The 15,749-nt window shown below is 64.0% G+C and carries 16 protein-coding genes; 12 read left to right on the plus strand and 4 right to left on the minus strand.

Annotated elements, in window-relative coordinates; genetic code table 11:
• Window positions 1-28: 28 nt before the first annotated feature.
• Window positions 29-703: a methyltransferase domain-containing protein gene (locus tag ACN0X7_RS03545; RefSeq protein WP_417514173.1), complete on the minus strand. Its 675-nt coding sequence runs from the start codon at window positions 701-703 to the stop codon at window positions 29-31.
• Between the two features lie 210 nt (window positions 704-913).
• Here ACN0X7_RS03545 and ACN0X7_RS03550 point away from each other — a divergent pair, with 210 nt between their 5' ends.
• The 3 genes from ACN0X7_RS03550 to ACN0X7_RS03560 all read left to right on the plus strand — a co-directional run bounded on the left by ACN0X7_RS03550 (window position 914) and on the right by ACN0X7_RS03560 (window position 5,361).
• The gene (locus ACN0X7_RS03550) at window positions 914-1,978 is read left to right on the plus strand and encodes a glycosyltransferase family 4 protein (RefSeq protein WP_417514175.1); all 1,065 of its coding nucleotides are present in this window, start codon (window positions 914-916) and stop codon (window positions 1,976-1,978) included.
• Window positions 1,975-3,984: a heparinase II/III domain-containing protein gene (locus tag ACN0X7_RS03555; protein WP_417514177.1), complete on the plus strand. Its 2,010-nt coding sequence runs from the start codon at window positions 1,975-1,977 to the stop codon at window positions 3,982-3,984. The genes ACN0X7_RS03550 and ACN0X7_RS03555 overlap by 4 nt, the downstream gene beginning before the upstream one ends.
• A gap of 63 nt (window positions 3,985-4,047) precedes the next feature.
• On the plus strand, window positions 4,048-5,361 hold the full coding sequence (locus ACN0X7_RS03560; RefSeq protein WP_417514179.1) for a nucleotide sugar dehydrogenase: 1,314 nt from the start codon (window positions 4,048-4,050) through the stop codon (window positions 5,359-5,361).
• 32 nt (window positions 5,362-5,393) lie between these two features.
• Here the strand turns inward: ACN0X7_RS03560 and hemF are convergent, their stop codons facing one another.
• Together hemF and ACN0X7_RS03570 are read right to left on the minus strand one after the other, a co-directional pair.
• The gene (gene hemF, locus ACN0X7_RS03565) at window positions 5,394-6,242 is read right to left on the minus strand and encodes an oxygen-dependent coproporphyrinogen oxidase (protein WP_417514181.1); all 849 of its coding nucleotides are present in this window, start codon (window positions 6,240-6,242) and stop codon (window positions 5,394-5,396) included.
• A gap of 99 nt (window positions 6,243-6,341) precedes the next feature.
• The gene (locus ACN0X7_RS03570) at window positions 6,342-6,782 is read right to left on the minus strand and encodes a tRNA (cytidine(34)-2'-O)-methyltransferase (protein WP_417514183.1); all 441 of its coding nucleotides are present in this window, start codon (window positions 6,780-6,782) and stop codon (window positions 6,342-6,344) included.
• 204 nt (window positions 6,783-6,986) lie between these two features.
• Here ACN0X7_RS03570 and petA point away from each other — a divergent pair, with 204 nt between their 5' ends.
• The 8 genes from petA to ACN0X7_RS03610 all read left to right on the plus strand — a co-directional run bounded on the left by petA (window position 6,987) and on the right by ACN0X7_RS03610 (window position 14,052).
• On the plus strand, window positions 6,987-7,508 hold the full coding sequence (gene petA, locus ACN0X7_RS03575) for a ubiquinol-cytochrome c reductase iron-sulfur subunit (RefSeq protein ID WP_417514185.1): 522 nt from the start codon (window positions 6,987-6,989) through the stop codon (window positions 7,506-7,508).
• Between the two features lie 10 nt (window positions 7,509-7,518).
• The gene (locus ACN0X7_RS03580) at window positions 7,519-8,775 is read left to right on the plus strand and encodes a cytochrome b (RefSeq protein ID WP_417514187.1); all 1,257 of its coding nucleotides are present in this window, start codon (window positions 7,519-7,521) and stop codon (window positions 8,773-8,775) included.
• A gap of 2 nt (window positions 8,776-8,777) precedes the next feature.
• The gene (locus ACN0X7_RS03585) at window positions 8,778-9,563 is read left to right on the plus strand and encodes a cytochrome c1 (protein WP_417514189.1); all 786 of its coding nucleotides are present in this window, start codon (window positions 8,778-8,780) and stop codon (window positions 9,561-9,563) included.
• Between the two features lie 185 nt (window positions 9,564-9,748).
• The gene (locus tag ACN0X7_RS03590) at window positions 9,749-10,666 is read left to right on the plus strand and encodes a hypothetical protein (RefSeq protein ID WP_417514191.1); all 918 of its coding nucleotides are present in this window, start codon (window positions 9,749-9,751) and stop codon (window positions 10,664-10,666) included.
• A 210-nt stretch (window positions 10,667-10,876) separates the two neighbouring features.
• On the plus strand, window positions 10,877-11,755 hold the full coding sequence (locus tag ACN0X7_RS03595) for an S-methyl-5'-thioadenosine phosphorylase (RefSeq protein ID WP_417514193.1): 879 nt from the start codon (window positions 10,877-10,879) through the stop codon (window positions 11,753-11,755).
• A gap of 6 nt (window positions 11,756-11,761) precedes the next feature.
• Entirely contained in the window at window positions 11,762-12,304 is a 543-nt protein-coding gene (locus ACN0X7_RS03600) for an adenine phosphoribosyltransferase (protein ID WP_417514195.1), read from the plus strand.
• Between the two features lie 30 nt (window positions 12,305-12,334).
• The gene (locus tag ACN0X7_RS03605) at window positions 12,335-13,192 is read left to right on the plus strand and encodes a VOC family protein (protein WP_417514197.1); all 858 of its coding nucleotides are present in this window, start codon (window positions 12,335-12,337) and stop codon (window positions 13,190-13,192) included.
• 11 nt (window positions 13,193-13,203) lie between these two features.
• Entirely contained in the window at window positions 13,204-14,052 is an 849-nt protein-coding gene (locus ACN0X7_RS03610; protein WP_417514199.1) for an enoyl-CoA hydratase, read from the plus strand.
• Window positions 14,053-14,054: 2 nt separating this feature from the next.
• On the opposite strand, the gene ACN0X7_RS03615 is transcribed toward ACN0X7_RS03610, so the two are convergent.
• Window positions 14,055-14,579, minus strand: a complete 525-nt coding sequence (locus tag ACN0X7_RS03615) for a DUF721 domain-containing protein (RefSeq protein ID WP_417514201.1) — start codon at window positions 14,577-14,579, stop codon at window positions 14,055-14,057.
• A 10-nt stretch (window positions 14,580-14,589) separates the two neighbouring features.
• Here ACN0X7_RS03615 and mutY point away from each other — a divergent pair, with 10 nt between their 5' ends.
• Window positions 14,590-15,657, plus strand: a complete 1,068-nt coding sequence (gene mutY / locus ACN0X7_RS03620; RefSeq protein WP_417514203.1) for an A/G-specific adenine glycosylase — start codon at window positions 14,590-14,592, stop codon at window positions 15,655-15,657.
• The last annotated feature ends 92 nt before the right edge of the window (window positions 15,658-15,749 follow it).

The raw sequence follows: 15,749 nt of genomic DNA on the forward strand, positions 1-15,749 counted from the left end.
GGGCCATGCAAGATCGGGGCAGCCGCCGTCAGGGCTTCTTCACCGCAATGATCGACTTGATGAAACCGCCCGCACGCTCGTCCACGATCATCGCGTCCGGAAACAGCTTCTTCATGGATGTGCGCGTCAGCAACCGGAAGTCGGGCCGCGTGCCCTTGGGCCAGAAGCGGTTGGTGAACCGTATGGTCGGCACCATCATCCAGCGCGGCATCATCACGATGAACACGGGCAGCCAGGAATGGCTCTCGACGGGAAAGTACTTGTAGGGCGTCTGCACGAAATAGCCCTTCGTGATGCGCCGCAGTTCGGACGCGAACTGTCCCTGGAACCGGTCGGCGCTCTCGTTGAAGCGCCTGTCGTCGGTCATCCAGCGCATCTCCTCCTTCGGACCGGTGACATGTTCGATCACCGACGAACAGAAGACGATGTCGAAGGCTTCATCCTCGAACGGCATGACGTCTTCGTCGCCCGCGAGTTGCACCGTGCGGTAACCGCGCTGCGCGGCCTCTGCCAGATCGCTCTCCGAAATATCCGCCACCGTCACATCGGCGGGCTCTTTCAGAACCGACGCAATATGACCGCCCGTGCCGCCGCCCAGATCCAGAATCTTCGTCTCGGGTCCGATATCGAAGCTGCTCAGAAACAGCCGCGCCCGCTTCTGGCGCGAATGACCGGAGAATTTCCTGAACAGTTTCCAGAGCATGACCGCCCCTCGATTGACATCCGACACGCCCGCACACTAGACCGGCAGACAACTTGCATTCGACGCCTTGTATAGCGAACGTCACGCCGGATGCCTATGCCAGCCGCACGTGTCAACAGGGGGATGTCGAGTTTGACGAGGGGTCACGACAAACCGCGCGTGCTGATGGTCGGACCCTTTCCGCCCACCAGGGGCGGAGTCACGACATTCATGCTGAACGTGCTCAACTCGCCGCTGGCCGAACGTTTCCGGTTCATCGCACACACGACATCCCGTCCGCCGAAGAAGAACGTCGTCGACAACTACGGCTATGCGGCCATGTTCAAGGGCGGGACCGGTCGTCTGCTGAAGGCGGGCTGGGTGACCTTCTGGCACCTGCTTACATTCCCCTTCGTGCTGGTCTTCCGGCGCATCGACCTGGTCCAGATCCAGTCTTCGGATTTCCAGACCTTCTGGGAGAGCTGTCTGTATCTGATGATGGCAAAGCTGTTCCGCCGTCCCACGATGCTGCGGCTGGGCGGCGTGTTCGACAAGTTCTACGAAAGCAGCAGCCCGCGCGTTCAAGGACTGATCCGGAAGGGCATCGCCGCGCCGGACATCCTGATCGTGCAGTCGGAAAGCTGGCGGTCCTATCTGGCGAAGGTCGGACGTACCGACGATGTCATCGTGCTTTACAATTCGATCCCGGCGGCATCCATCACGCCCGTCGAGTCCCCGCGGAACGACCCGCCGCGCGTGCTGTTCTTCGCCGGTTCGGAATCGGTGCGCAAGGGCGCGCAGGTCGTCATCCAGGCGCTGAAGCATCCCCACCTGCAGAACGTCGCCGCGGACTACCGTTTCATCGCGGTGATCGATCCCCTGAAATCGCAGATCGAGGCCGAAACATTTCCCCGCAACGTCGAACTGGAAGGGTTTCTGGAGCACGCGGGCTTCCTCGATGAACTGCGGCGGGCGGACATCTTCCTGATGCCCTCGTTCGGCGAGGGTTTCCCGAACAGCCTGCTGGAGGCCATGGCGGCGGGGTGCGCCTGCATCGCGACCCCGGTGGGGGCCGTGCCGGAAATCGTAGATCACGAGGTCGAGGCGCTGGTGATGCAGCCCGGCCATGTCGAGGAACTGGCAGGCGCGATCCGCCGGCTGGCGGAAGACCCCGATCTGCGGCTGCGCCTCGTCACCGCGGCGCAGGACAGGCTGCGCCGGCAGTTCACGGCGGAAAGCGTGCTGACCAGACTGGAATCGGGATACGAGTCCCTCCTGCACGGGAGGACCGCATGACCAGCGCCGACGAAACCTCCGCCGCGCTCTCGCGGATCATCAAACGCTACCGCTGGTACCGCAACCGGCTGGCCGCCATGTCCGCAAGCGAGGTCGCGCACCGCATCGATGAGATGCGCAAGCGGCAGATTTCCAAGCGGCACGTGCCCGGATCGGTGCTGGACTTCGACCCCGGCGACATGTCCCTTCCCGTCTGGCCGGGACTGGCCGAAGGCGTCGGGCGCCTGGCCGCGGATCCGACCCTGATGTCGCACTGGGCGAAGCACCGGGATGCCGTCGCCGAATGCCGGTTCGAATTTCTCGGCATCACCTGGCCTGCCCCCGGCAGGGACGGCGCGATGCCGGACTGGCATCTGGATCCGGTGACGGGCGACCGCTGGCCCGCCGGCGATTACTGTTTCGATATCCCCTACCGGCATGCCGATGCGTTCGGCGACGTCAAGAATGTCTGGGAGATCTCGCGGCTTCAGTACCTGCAGCCGCTTGCCGCCTACGCCCGCATTTCGGAAGACCCGGCGGCGACGCGCCTGTGCCTTGATCATCTGCTGTCGTGGATTGACGAGAATCCGCCCTATCAGGGGGTCAACTGGCCATCGATGATCGAGGTCGCCTTCCGCATCGTCAGCATCATCGTCGTGACCAGCCTGCTGGGCGACCACGTCTCTCGGGACGAGCGCATCATCATCCTGCGGTCCCTTTACCAGCACGGTTGGTGGATCGACCGGTTTCCGTCGCGCCATTCGTCGGCCAACAACCATCTGGTGGCGGAGGCTGCCGCGCTGTTCCTGCTGGGCAGCCTGTCGCCCGACCTGCCGGGCGCGTCGCGCTGGCGCAGCTACGGCACCCGCACGCTGGAGCGCGCCGCCACCGACCAGATCGCGCCCGACGGCGTGGGCCGGGAACAGTCGCCTGCCTATGCTGCACTGACGCTGGAATGGCTGCTGCTCTGCGGCGATCTCGGCCGCCGTCTGGACCGACCGTTTTCACAGAGTTTCTGGCACCGGATCGGCAAGGCGGGCGAGTTCCTGAAATGGATAACCGACAGCGGCGGCCACCAGCCCCGGATCGGCGATGACGACGACAGCCATGTCTTCGGCAACGGCATGGGGATCGAGCCGACGGTGAATTCGGTGATGGGCTGCATCGCCAGCGCCACCGACGAACCCGCCTTGGCCCCGCCGGTGCCGGTTTCACACCTGAGGAACGCCCTGTTCCCGGCTCCGCAACCCGACGTGATCTGGCCCGCCGGCGTGCGCCACTTCGGCGAGGGCGGCTATACCGTCGACCGCCAGCCGGCGCGGGACGGTACCGCCGATCATCTGCTGGTGTTCGACCACGGGGCGCTGGGGTACCTGTCGATCGCCGCGCATGGCCACGCCGATACACTGGCCGTCTGGATGCATGTCGGCGGGCGACCGGTGCTGATCGACGGCGGCACATACCTGTATCATGCCGGCCATCAGTGGCGGGACCATTTCCGGGGCACGGTCGCCCACAACACGCTGACCATCTCGGGCGAGAACAGCTCGGAGATCTCAGGCCCGTTCAACTGGGCCCGGAAGGCGAAGGCTTCGGTCGCAGGGTTCACGCCCGAGGCCGACAGCTGGACCATTTCCGCCGAGCACGACGGCTATCTGGAAAGCCACCGGGTCACGCACCGGCGTACCGTCGCGCGTCAATCGCCGAACACGTTCCGGATCGCGGACAGACTGCTGGGGCCACGCGGCGATCACCGGGTGGAGATCGGCTTTCTGGTCTCACCGGACTTCCAGGTCGAGGCCATGGGGACGGGGTTCGTGATCCGCGACGAAGCCCACAAGACCGTGCTGCAGATTCTCAACGACGGGCAGTTGCCGGGCTGGGTCGAAACGGGGCGCACCGCACCCGAACGGGGATGGTATTCACCGTCCTTCGGCGTCCGTCAGGCCGCGCCGCGCATCGTTTTTGCCGGTCAGCTGGCCACCAATCATGAAACCGCCTTCCGACTGGTTGTCGGAGACCGTTAGTCTGTCACAGGATAGAAACGGGACGCAGACATCCTGCATGTCCCTGAAATGGAGCCTGAAAATATGCGTCTGAGTGTCTTCGGCATGGGTTATGTCGGCAATGTATCCGCCGCCTGCTTTGCTTCCGACGGGCATACCGTCATCGGCGTCGATCCCAATCAGACCAAGGTCGATCTGATCAATCAGGCGAAGTCGCCCATCGTCGAGCCGGGCCTGGCGGAACTGATGGAAGAAGGGGTCCGGAGCGGCCGCCTGAGCGCCACGACCGATCCGGTCGAAGCCGTCATGAAGACCGGCCTGTCGCTGGTCTGTGTCGGCACGCCCAGCCAGCAGAACGGCAATCTGGACCTGCAGTATCTGACGAAGGTCTGCGAGGAGATCGGCACGATCCTGAAGGACAAGGACGATTTCCACATCGTCGTCATCCGCTCCACCATGCTGCCCGGCACCATCCGCGAGACCGTGATCCCGACGCTGGAAAGCACGTCGGGCAAGACAGTCGGCGAAGGTTTCGGTGTCTGCAACAACCCGGAATTCCTGCGTGAAGGCAGCGCCGTCCGCGATTTCCGGGAGCCGCCGAAGACCGTCATCGGCGAGAGCGACAAGCGCTCGGGCGATGCGCTGGCCGACCTGTACGCCCATCTGGACGCACCGCTGATCCGCACGGACATCGAAGTCGCCGAGATGGTGAAGTACGCCGACAACGCCTGGCACGCCGTGAAGGTGACCTTCGGCAACGAGATCGGCGCGATCTCGAAACGCCTCGGCATCGACAGCCACAAGGTGATGGACATCTTCTGTCAGGACACCAAGCTGAACATCTCCCCCTATTACCTGCGTCCGGGCTTCGCGTTCGGCGGATCCTGCCTGCCCAAGGACCTGCGCGCCATCACCTACAAGGCCCGCGAACTGGACCTGCCGGTGCACCTGCTCAACGCGGCTCTGCCGTCGAACCGCTGGCAAATCGAGGCCGGCGTGGACATGGTGCTGAACAAGGGCCGGCGGAAAGTCGGCGTGCTGGGATTCAGCTTCAAGGCGCACACCGACGACCTGCGCGAAAGCCCGCTGGTCGAGGTCATCGAGCGGCTGCTGGGCAAGGGCATGGACCTGAAGCTGTACGACAGGAACGTCAGCCTCGCACGGCTGACCGGTGCCAACCGCGACTACATCACCAGGGCGATCCCGCACATCTCCGATCTGATGGTGGATTCAATGCAGGAGGTCATCGACCACGCCGAGGTGCTGGTGATCGGCAACGGCGACCCGGCGTTCCGCCGCGTGCCCGAAATGATGCGCGACGATCAGGTGCTGGTCGATTTCGTGCGCGTGCTCGATCAGCCCAGCGAGAAAGGCCGCTATGACGGGGTGGCCTGGTAGGCCTTCCCGTCAGGTCCGCGGCCGGCCCTGCATCACGGCCACTTCGCCTCGGGCGGCAGGGACATCAGGATGGCTTCGGTATTGCCGCCGGTCTTCAGGCCGAAGGTCGTTCCCCGGTCGTAGATCAGGTTGAACTCGGCGTAGCGCCCGCGGCGCACCAGTTGATGTTCGCGCTGTTCAGGCGTCCATTCCCGGTCCTTGTGCTGGCGGACGATGCGCGGATAGACGTCCAGGAACGCGCGTCCGACGTCCTTGGTGAAATCGAAATCGGCCTGCCAGTCGCCGGTGTCGTGATGATCGTAGAAGATGCCGCCGATCCCGCGCGGCTCGTTTCTGTGCGGCAGGTAGAAATATTCGTCGCACCATTTCTTGAAACGCGCGTAATAGTCTTCGCCGTGCGCATCGCAGGCCTTCTGCAGCGCCGCGTGAAACGTTTTCGTATCTTCTTCGTCGGGATACATCGGGGTCAGGTCCGCGCCGCCGCCGAACCAGCCGACCGACGTCCGGATGTGGCGCGTGTTCATGTGCACGGCGGGCACCAGCGGCGAGCGCATGTGGGCCACCAGCGACACGCCCGAAGCCCAGAACCTGCCGCCGGACTCCTTCGCGCCCCGAATCTGGCCGGCGAAGTCGTCGGAAAAGGTGCCGTCGACCGTGGAGATATTCACGCCGACCTTCTCGAACACCCGGCCCCGCATGACCGACATGACGCCGCCTCCGCCCCCCGGACGATCCCAGGCCTTGCGTTCGAACCGGCCTGGCGGCAGGTCGGCCAGCGGGCCTTCGTGCTCGGCCTCGATGGCTTCGAACGCGGCGCATATCCGGTCGCGCAGATCCCTGAACCAGTCGCTTGCCGCCTGCTTGCGCGCTTCATCATTCATCTGTCTGTTCCCGATCATCAAAATCCGTGCGGAGATATCAGGGTCAGTCGCAAGCTTCTTGATGCAAGTCAATCGGGCGGGACATGCGGCGCATCCGTGTCATCGTGTCTGCCGCAACGCCTCGCCCAGCGCCATGCCCGCCGCGACCACGACATTCAGCGACCGCGCGCCATCCGCCATGGCGATGCGGATTCGGTGATCCGCCGCAGCGTGGACATGATCCGGAACCCCGGCACTCTCGCGGCCCATCAGCAGAATGTCGTCGGGCCGGAATGCGAAATCATGGAGATCGGTTTCGCCCGCCGTGGTCAGCAGGATGATGCGCGTGTCCGGATTCGCCGCGCGGAACGGTTCCCAGGCCGCGTGCAGCCGCATGTCGGCACGATCGGCATAGTCCATCGCCGCCCGCCGCATATCCTGCGTCCCCAGCGGAAAGGCCGTGGGCCGAATCACATCCAGCGGCACACCGAGACACGCCGCCAGCCGGATCGCGCCCCCCAGATTCTGCGGGATGTCAGGCTGGAAAAGGGCCAGACGCATGAGCTGATTTCCCCTTATGTTTCGACGTGTTGAATGGCACAGCGGCCTGCCTTCAAGGCGATGCGTCCGACTGTCGCAAGCGATCGGGCCAACTGGACTTGGCCCGGCAAAACTGATTTCTAAACGCGTTACGGGAGTGGGGCTGCCGGGATTCGTGCGCGTGCCTTACCCACAGAAACAGATGATGCGAGAAGGTTTAAGCCTATGAGCGAAGGACATGGCGACGGTCCCCGTCGGGATTTCCTGATTATTACGGCCACAGCCGCAAGTGGCGTCGGCGCTGCAGCGCTGGTCTGGCCGTTTATCGACCAGATGAACCCGTCGGCCGATGTTCTGGCGCTTTCAACGACGGAAGTCGATCTGTCAGCGGTTGAACCGGGCCAGACCATCACGGTGACCTGGCAGAAGAAGCCCGTCTTCATCCGGCGTCGTACGGAAGCCGAGATCGCCGAGGAGCGCGCGGTCGATGTGTCCGACCTTCCCGATCCGCAGACCGATGTCGAGCGGGTCAAGGAAGGGCATGACGAATGGCTGGTCGTGCTGGCCGCCTGCACGCACCTGGGCTGCATCCCGAAATCCGATCAGGGCGAATACGACGGCTGGTTCTGCCCGTGCCACGGTTCGCACTACGACGCTTCAGGGCGCATTCGCAAGGGTCCGGCACCGCTGAACCTGGAAATCCCGCCCTACGAATTCACCTCCGACACCCAGATCCTGATCGGCTGAGGACCCAGACATGTCATTTCAGACCAACAATTCGGTGATCAAGTGGGTGGACGACCGCCTGCCGCTGTTCACGGTGATGCACCACGCGTTCATCGAACATCCCTATCCGCGCAACCTGAACTTCGCCTACCAGTTCGGTTCGATCCTGGGCATCGTCCTGGTGATCCAGATCCTGACCGGTGTCGTTCTGGCCATGCACTACACGCCGCACGTGGACTTCGCCTTCGCGTCGGTCGAGCACATCATGCGCGACGTCAACGGCGGCTGGCTGCTGCGTTACATGCACGCCAACGGCGCGTCGATGTTCTTCATCGCCGTCTATCTGCACATCTTCCGCGGTCTCTATTACGGATCGTACAAGGCCCCGCGCGAGATGATCTGGATCATCGGCGTGGTGATCCTGCTGCTGATGATGGCCACCGCCTTCATGGGCTACGTGCTGCCCTGGGGCCAGATGTCCTTCTGGGGCGCCACGGTCATCACCAACCTGTTCAGCGCCATTCCCGTGGTCGGTCCCGGCATCGTCGAATGGCTGTGGGGCGGCTTCGCGGTCGACAATGCGACCCTGAACCGGTTCTTCAGCCTGCACTACCTGCTGCCGTTCGCGCTGGCCGGTCTGGTCTTCCTGCATCTGGTCGCACTGCACCAGAAGACGTCGACCAACCCGCTGGGCATCGACATCAAGGGTCCGGCGGACTCGATCCCCTTCCACCCGTATTTCACGGTCAAGGACGGTCTCGGCTTCGCTCTGTTCGGCATCCTGTTCGCGTTCTTCATCTTCTTCGCGCCGAACTATCTGGGCCACCCGGACAACTACATCCCCGCGGACCGGCTCTCGACGCCCGCGCACATCGTGCCCGAATGGTACTTCCTGCCGTTCTACGCGATCCTGCGTTCGGTGCCCGACAAGCTGCTGGGCGTGATCGCCATGTTCGCCGCGATCGCCGTGCTGTTCGTCCTGCCGTGGCTGGACCGGTCCAAGGTGCGGTCCGCCGCATTCCGGCCGCAGTACAAGCTGTTCTTCTGGATCTTCGCGCTCGACGCCGTCGTTCTCGGCTATGTCGGTGCGATGCCTGCCGAGGGCATCTATCTGGTGATCGCCCGGATTGCGACGGCTTACTACTTCCTGCATTTCCTGGTCATCATGCCGCTGCTTGGCTGGTTCGAACGACCCAAGCCCCTGCCGAACTCGATATCCGAATCGGTGCTCGGGTCAGGCAAGACCGCCAATGCGGCAGCATCGGCCCCCGTGAAGGAGAAAGCGTGATCATGGCCCATCGTCTTGTGAAAACGCTGGCGGCGGCGATTGCCGTCACAGGCCTCTCGATCGGCGCGGCACAGGCTGCCGGTGGCAGTGCCAAGGAACTGAAGGACGTCGAGTTCTCGCACAGCGGCCCCTTCGGCACCTATGACCGGCACGCGGTCCAGCGCGGCTTTCAGGTCTACAAGGAAGTCTGTTCCGCCTGCCACGGCATGGAATATGTCGCCTACCGGAACCTGACGGAGATCGGCTTCTCGGAAGATCAGGTGAAGGCCATCGCCGCCGAATACACGGTGACCGACGGCCCGAACAATGATGGCGACATGTTCGACCGGCCCGCGCGCCCGTCGGACAAGTTCCCTTCGCCCTTCCCGAACCCGCAGGCAGCGGCGGCATCCAACGGCGGCGTCGCGCCGCCCGACCTGTCGCTGATGACCAAGGCCCGCCCCAACGGCGACGCCTACGTCTATTCGCTGCTGACGGGATATGGCGAGAAGGACGCGGAAGGCCACGAACTGACCTGCCCCGAGGGCACCTACGTCAATCCGTACTTCGTCTCCGGCCATTGCATCGCCATGGCACCGCCGATCGACGATGACCTGGTCGAATATGCCGACGGCACCGCCGCGACGAAGAGCCAGATCGCATCGGATGTCAGCGCCTTCATGGCCTGGGCCGCCGAGCCGAAGATGGAAGAACGCAAGCAGATGGGCGTCAAGGTCATCCTGTTCCTGATCTTCCTGTCGGTTCTGCTCTATCTTGCGAAGAAGCGCATCTGGGGCCGCCTGCACTAGAGCGTTTTTCGTTTTCATGGAATCACCATGAAATCGAAACAACGCAACTCGCACAGGTAGTTGCCATTCTTGAAAACAGTCTGAAGGTTCCATTCAGGCTGTTTCCGCCCTAGGCGGTCACAACACACAGACCCGAAGAGGGCCGTGGCAATCGCCGCGGCCCTTTTTTTGCTCTATGCTCCGCCATGATGCAGGCGGACAACGAAATTGCGAAACGACCCGCGCCGAAGATCGAACTCGGCGCCGAGGACCGCACCCCGGTCCTGCTGCCGCCGCGCGTCGGCCAGGTCGAGGTGCGCGACCGCGTCACAGTCTGGGGACTGGTCTCCCGGTCCTGGCTGATCTTCCTGCGGCATCTGGATATCTTCCTGATGCTGATGTGGCGGCCCTTTGCGGTGTCCGTGGCCGCCGCCTACGCCGCCGTCGAAGCCACGCCCTTCATCGGCGCGGAGATCGCAGCAACGCTGTTCACGCTGATCAGCATGGTGGTGATCATTCCCGTCGTGACCGCCTGGCATCGCATGATCCTGATGGGTGCGGACAATCCCCGCGCCCGGATCGCCTATCAGGTCACCCGGACGGAATGGTCCTATCTCAAGGCTGCTGCCGTGCTCTACGGGCTGGGTTACATCATCGGCCTGGCGGTGAACGCGATCTACGGCCCCCTGCTGGGCGGCCCGATCATCTGGCTGGTGCGCGAAGGGTTCGATCCGGCAGGCCTGCTGTCGAATTATGGCCCCGCCGCCGTGTCCTGGGGGTCGGTCGCCATCATTCTCGGCTTTCTGGTCGCGCGCTTCTTTCTGGTCCTGCCGTCCGCGGCCGTCGGTCTGCCGATGGGTTTCTCCGATTCGGCGGTCGCGACGCGCGGCAATGGCGTGCGGCTGGTGCTGGCCTATCTGCTCGCCAGCATCCCTGCGGCCGCTCTTGCCGCCTGGTTCGATACGCCGGTCACGGTGCTGACATCAGCCCGCAGCGCCGACGAGATGTTTCTCGACCTGGTCCTGGCGATCGTGCCGCGCATCCTGCTCTATACCATCGCGGTCGGCATACTTTCGCTCGCCTTCGAGCGGCTGGTCGGTGTACCCAAACGCATGCTGGACTAGAGCGTTTTTCGTTTTCATGGAATCACCATGAAAACGAAATAACGCAACTCGCACAGGTAGTTGCCATTCTTGAAAACAGTCTGAATGGTTCCATTCAGACTGTTTCCGCCCTAGTGTGGAACACGCTCGGTAGAGACAGGTTGGGTTCCAGGAAATGATTGCGCTCCAATCATTTCCTGGAACGCTACAGCGCAGACGCGGAGAATCTCTTTGGACAAGACGGAAACGGTCATCGGCGTGATCGGTGGCAGCGGCCTCTATGGCATGGACGGCCTGACCGATACGGAATGGCGGCGCATCGACAGCCCCTTCGGCACGCCCTCGGACGAGGTGCTGTTCGGGCGGCTGGGCGACGTGCAGATGGTGTTCCTGCCGCGCCACGGTCGCGGCCACCGGATCAGCCCGAGCGGCATAAACTACCGCGCGAACATCGACGTCATGAAGCGGGCGGGCTGTACCGACATCATTTCGGTCTCGGCCTGCGGCTCGTTTCGCGAGGAACTCGCCCCCGGCTGTTTCGTCATCGTCGATCAGTTCATCGACCGGACCTTCGCCCGCGAGAAAAGCTTCTTCGGCAATGGGCTGGTCGCCCATGTTTCGATGGCGGACCCGGTCTGCGCCCGCCTGGGCGACGCGCTTGAAAAGGCCGCGTCGGACTGCGGGATCGACCACGTGCGCGGCGGTACCTACCTGACGATGGAGGGGCCGCAGTTCTCGACCCGCGCCGAAAGCCACCTGTACCGCAGCTGGGACTGTTCGGTGATCGGCATGACCAACATGCCCGAGGCCAAGCTCGCCCGCGAAGCCGAGCTCTGCTACGCGACGGTCGCCATGGTCACCGACTATGACTGCTGGCGCGAGGAAGATGCCCACGTCGATGTCGCCGCGGTGCTGGAAGTCCTGACGGGCAACGCATCGAAGGCGCAGGATCTGATTGCGGCGGCCGCTCCCGCACTGTCGGGCAGTCGCAACATCTGTCATTCGGGCTGCGACCGGGCACTGGAAGTCGCCCTGATCACGCCACCGGAAGCGCGGGACGAGGAGATGGCCGTGATGCTGGATGCCGTTGCCGGACGCGTGTTGGGATAGGACGAGATGAACGACATTCACGATGAAATCAGAAGCAAGATCCGCACGATTCCGGACTACCCGAAGCCCGGGATCATGTTCCGCGACGTCACCACGCTGTGGGGCGACGCGCGCGGGTTCCGCACGGCGATCGACAAGCTGGTCCAGCCCTACGCCGGCGTGCGCATCGACAAGGTCGCGGGCATCGAGGCGCGGGGTTTCGTGCTGGGCGGGGCCGTCGCGCATCAGATGTCGGTCGGCTTCATCCCGATCCGCAAGAAGGGCAAGCTGCCCGGCAGCACACTTTCCGAAGACTATGCGCTGGAATACGGTACGGACACGATCGAGATCCACGACGACGCCATCACCGAGGGCGATAATATCCTGATCGTCGACGACCTGCTGGCGACCGGGGGCACCGCAGCCGGTGCCGTCAATCTGGTCCGCAAGGCGGGCGGCACCGTGGTAGGCTGTTGCTTTATCGTCGACCTGCCCGATCTTGGGGGCAGGGAAAAACTGCTGGGCATGGGTCTGAGTGTCATGACCCTCTGTGCGTTCGAAGGCGACTGACGGTCCGGCGTTCTTTGGGGGAGGAAAAACATGAGTCACGGTATCAACGGTTTCGACCACATCGTGGTGGCGGTGCGCGATCTGGAGGATGCGCGGGACGCGTGGCTGCGTCTGGGCTTCACCTGCACGCCGCGCGGACGGCACCGCAACATGGCGACGGGCAATTACTGCATCATGTTTCCCAACGACTACGTCGAACTGATCGGCGTCGTCGATCCCGGTGCGGACGACCGCGGACTGATCTCGCGCATGGAAGACAATGGTGAGGGGCTGGACCGGCTCGCCTTCTCCGTCTTCGATGCCGATCGAACCGTCGAATCATTGAACGCCGACGGTGTGGGCATCCGCGGTCCGCTGGATCTGCGCCGTCCGCTGGAGCTGCCCGAAGGCGAGGTCGAGCCGCGCTTCCGGCTGGTTCATTTCGAGGACCCGGCGACCACCACCCCCGGCATCCACGGTTTCATCTGCTACCACGAGACACCGGAAATCACCCGCGGCGAACCGGCCTGGCTGCAGCACGAGAACGGCGTCCAGAGCATCCTGACAATTACCGCGGTTGTCGAGAATCCCGAATCGCTGGTGGATGGCTGGCAGCGTCTGCTCGGCCCCGGCGCGACCGTGCTGACCGACGACACGCTGACCGTGCATACGGGCAGCCACGCCCTGATCTTCGTCACGCCCGACCATCTGGACGTCATGTTCCCCGGCGTTGCCGATGAGACGCAGCGCAAGGCACCCTTCATGGCCGCCGCGACCTTCCGCGTGGGCGACACCGAAGCGACGGCACGGCTGCTTTCGGATCGCGGCGTCAGTTTCCGGCAGGATCGCGACGGAGGCATTCTGGTTTCACCCGGCGAGGCCAATGGCGTGATCGTGGCGTTCGAGTAGGAGATCGGAGGATGAGCGAGTTCGAGACCCTGCTCTATGAACGCCCGGCGGATCACGTCGCCAGGATCGTGCTGAACCGGCCGGACACGCGCAACGCGCAGGATACGAAGCTGCTGTACGAACTGAACGCGGCATTCGACAAGGCCGCGCAGGATGATGAAGTGAAGGTCATCATGCTGGCGGGCAACGGTCCGCATTTTTCCTCCGGTCACGATCTGCGCGAGGCCGGCAGCTACGACAACATGGACGAATTTGATACGGTCGGCACCTGGTGCGGCTGGCACTGCGCGGGGGCCGAAGCCCAGATGGCGCGCGAACGCGAAATCTACATCGGCTTTTCCGAGCGCTGGCGGAACATCCCGAAGCCCACCATCGCCGTCGTCCATGGCAAGGTGATCGCGGGCGGCCTGATGCTGATCTGGCCCTGTGACATCATCATCGCCGCCGATGACGCCATGTTCCTGGACAACACGGTGGCCATGGGCGTCGGCGGCGTCGAATATTTCGCGCACCCCTGGGAGCTGGGGCACCGCAAGGCCAAGGAGATGCTGTTCACGGCGGACTGGCTGACGGCGGAACAGGTCGAGAAACTGGGCATGATCAATCACATCGTGCCGAAGGATGAACTGGACGGTTTCGCGCTCGGCATGGCCGAAAAGATTGCACAGAAGCCGATGTTCGCGCTGAAGCTGGCCAAGGAAGCGGTGAACGCCGCCCAGGATTGTTCAGGCCGCAACAACGCCATGCAGACCGCCTTCGCCCTGCATCACGTGGCCCACAGCCACAACATGCAGGTCCATGGCATGCTGGTCGATCCGACGGGACTCAGCCCCGCCGTCGCCGGCAAGGCGAAGAAATAGCCTCAGCCGCCCTCGGCGGAAAAGATGGCCATGCCGAGACTCCGCAGCGACGCCTGCAGCGCCGGATCGCTGACGCCCGCAATCAGGTCGTCGAGCTGTTTCTGCTCGTCGGGTGTCAGGGGCCGTTGCTTGTGCACGTGCCTTTTCGGCTTCTGCCGGATCGGTCCCTGCCGCAGTTTCAGGCCGGTGACAGCACGCCAGCCGAAGAAGCGGTTGATCCGTTCGATGATCAGCGGCTGCAGATGCTGCACCTCGGTGGCCCAGCCGGACGAGACCATCATGTGCAGGGTCGCGCCCTCGCCGGTACTGTCGTCGCGCGGCCACGCCAGCCGTTCGGGCCGGCACTGATCCGAGAGCGTTGGCCCGACGATCTCCGCCCAGCGCTGAACCACCTCGACATGTGCAAAGCCGCGTTTGCGCAGGACCGGCGACAGGATGCGCGCGGCCTGTTCACCCGCAGGCCGGAATCCGCCGCCGCGCCGGGGCTTGTCACCGCCCGTCTTGCTGTCCCCGGCATTTGCCGCCACGGTGTGCCTCATGAATGCGATTGAACCGACCCGGATCGTAGCCGATCTGCTGGCCCACTACGACCGCCATCGCCGCGCGATGCCCTGGCGGGCCTTGCCGGGCGAGACACCCGATCCGTACCGCGTCTGGCTGAGCGAGATCATGCTGCAGCAGACAACGGTTGCCACCGTCGGCCCCTACTTCCGCAGCTTCGTGGACCGCTGGCCCACGGTTGCCGATCTCGCCGCTGCCGCGCAGGACGAGGTGATGCATGCCTGGCAGGGGCTGGGCTATTACAGCCGCGCGCGCAATTTGCTGAAATGCGCGAAAGCCGTCGTCGCCGATCATGGCGGGCAGTTCCCGGACACGGAAGCGGACCTGCTTGCCCTGCCCGGCATCGGTCCCTACACCGCCGCCGCCATTGCCGCCATCGCCTTCGACCGGCCCGCGATGCCCGTGGACGGCAATATCGAGCGCGTGACGGCGCGCCTGTTCGCGGTGACCGGCGAGATGCCAGGATCGAAGCCGGAGCTGAAGCGGCTGGCCAGCACGCTGACGCCGCAGGACCGTCCCGGCGATTTCGCGCAGGCACTGATGGATCTGGGTGCCACCATCTGCACACCGAAGTCACCGGCCTGCTCGCGCTGTCCACTTCGCCAGCATTGCAACGCCGCCGAACAGGGCATCGCGGCACAGTTGCCCCGCCGTGCGCCGAAGAAAGCCAAGCCGACACGGCACGCGATCTTCTTCTGGCTGGTGCGCGAGGACGGGGCTGTCCTTTTCCAGAGACGTCCCGACGAAGGTCTGCTGGGCGGGATGGTCATGCCGCCCTCGACGCCCTGGCGCGACGCGAAAGTCTGGCGGGATGGCGAGGCGCTGTCTCACGTGCCACTGCACACCGAATGGCGCGCGCTGAACGGCGTGGTCCGCCATACGTTCACGCATTTCCATTTCGACATGACGGTCTGGGTGGGTCAGGTCACGGGCGACGAACCGGCAGGCATCTGGACGCATCCGGAAGACTTCGGAACGCTGGCCCTGCCGACCGTCGCCAAGAAGGTCTGCAAACACGCACTGGACGGCGGCACCCTGTTGTAGACCGCTGGTCTCACAGCTGAAAAACCTCCCCCGTGCAAGGGGGAGGTGGCCGCGAAGCGGTCGGAGGGGGTTGAAGGGGGCGGAGCTTGCTC

Origin of the sequence: Minwuia sp. (genome assembly GCF_048263705.1) — a bacterium.
In the GTDB taxonomy this organism is placed as follows: Bacteria; Pseudomonadota; Alphaproteobacteria; order Minwuiales; family Minwuiaceae; genus Minwuia.